This window comes from Streptomyces sp. BV286 (genome assembly GCF_019090165.1).
Classification (GTDB): domain Bacteria; phylum Actinomycetota; class Actinomycetes; order Streptomycetales; family Streptomycetaceae; genus Streptomyces.
Genome location: NZ_JAHRIB010000101.1, coordinates 1 through 1,690 on the forward strand (window position 1 = coordinate 1; position 1,690 = coordinate 1,690).

Annotated in this window: 2 protein-coding genes; both read right to left on the reverse strand. The window is 72.1% G+C overall.

Going from position 1 to position 1,690, the window contains the following annotated elements; all coding sequences use genetic code 11:
* Positions 1–501: hypothetical protein (locus tag KUF83_RS14240; RefSeq protein ID WP_217455047.1), on the reverse strand; the 501-nt coding region annotated here is incomplete at its 3' end.
* Positions 502–597: 96 nt separating this feature from the next.
* Positions 598–1,377 carry an HAD-IIA family hydrolase gene (locus tag KUF83_RS14245; protein WP_217455048.1) on the reverse strand — a complete coding sequence of 260 codons (780 nt, stop codon included), beginning with the start codon at positions 1,375–1,377 and terminating at the stop codon, positions 598–600.
* Positions 1,378–1,690: the final 313 nt, after the last annotated feature.

Here is a 1,690-nt window from a genome sequence, read left to right on the forward strand (position 1 = left end):
GGCCTCGGCCGCGGCGAGCCGGGCGGAGCCGCCGCCGCCCGCGTGCACGGGTGCGACGGGGGACGCGGGCGCGGCGGGCGACGCGGCGGGGTCCTCGCGCTTGCCCTGCTCGTCCCTGCCCTGCTCGTCCTTGCCCTGCTGGTCCTTCTCGGGCTTCTTGCGCTGCCCCTTCTCGACGACGGTGACGGTGCCCTTGACCTTGTCCTCGAAGCCGTCGCAGGTCACCTTGACGTCGTACGTGCCGGGGTCGAGCGTCGAACGGACCCGGGTCTCGCCGGTCAGGGCACCGGGCTTCCCTGTGAGCTGCGCGTCGGCGACGAACGCGTCGGACGCGGCGGTGCCGGCCATCCCGGTGCAGCCCTTGACCCGCAGCTGGATGTCGCTGCCGGGGGTCGGGGACCCCGGGGACACCCGGACGCCTCCGTCGGCCGCGTACGCGACCGGGGTGAGCGCGGCGGCGGCCACCGCCCCGGCGCAGAGAGTGAGTCGCAGTGAACCCATCGTGAACCTCCAGATACCTGGAGCGTCCTCCCCGGGGCACGCGGGCGCATCCGGGGAGGGGGCCCGCTGCTCCGTACGGGTGGCCCGCCGAAGGGCTCAGACGCGCTCGACGAGGTCCGCGATGGAGTCGACGACCGTGGACGGGCGGTACGGGTACTTCTCGATCTCCGCGGGCGTGGTGAGACCGGTGAGGACGAGGAAGGTCTCCATGCCCGCCTCCAGGCCGGCCAGGACGTCGGTGTCCATGCGGTCGCCGATCATCGCGCTGGTCTCGGAGTGCGCCCCGATGGTGTTGAGCCCCGTCCGCATCATCAGCGGGTTCGGCTTGCCCGCGAAGTACGGCTTCTTGCCGGTCGCCTTGGTGATCAGCGCGGCGACCGCGCCGGTGGCGGGCAGCGCGCCCTCGGCGGACGGGCCGGTCTCGTCGGGGTTCGTGGCGATGAAACGGGCGCCGTCGTTGATCAGCCGCACCGCCTTCGTCATGGCCTCGAAGGAGTACGTACGGGTCTCGCCGAGCACCACGTAGTCGGGGTCGTGGTCGGTGAGTACGTACCCGATGTCGTGCAGGGCCGTGGTCAGGCCCGCCTCGCCGATGACGTACGCGGTGCCCTCGGGGCGCTGGTCGTCCAGGAACTGGGCGGTGGCCAGGGCGGAGGTCCAGATGTTCTCGACGGGCACGTCCAGGCCCATCCGCCGCAGCCGGGCGTGCAGGTCACGGGCCGTGTAGATGGAGTTGTTGGTGAGGACCAGGAAGGGTTTCCCGGACTCCCTGAGCTTCTTTATGAAGGCGTCGGCGCCGGGGATCGGCACGCCCTCGTGGATAAGCACCCCGTCCATGTCCGTGAGCCACGATTCGATGGGCTTGCGCTCTGCCATGTGCCGTCTCCTGCCGTACGCGTGCTGCGTGAGCCGTGCGGGTGTGCCGTGCGGAATGTGCCGTGTGCGGGGACGCCGTCACGGCGGTGTGCCGACGTCACCAGACACAGCTGTGTGCCGACGTCCCCAGACTAGCCATCCGCTCGATCTTGGTGGAGGGGGCGGGACAGGTGCGTGGAGAGGCAGGACAGGTGTGTGGGAGGGCGGGAGAGGTGGCCCGGGTGCGGGGACCGGCCGCGCGGCTCAGCGCCTGCGGCGTGCGGCGAACACGGCGGCGGCGCCCGCGCCCAGGAGCAGCAGCGCGCCGGCCGCC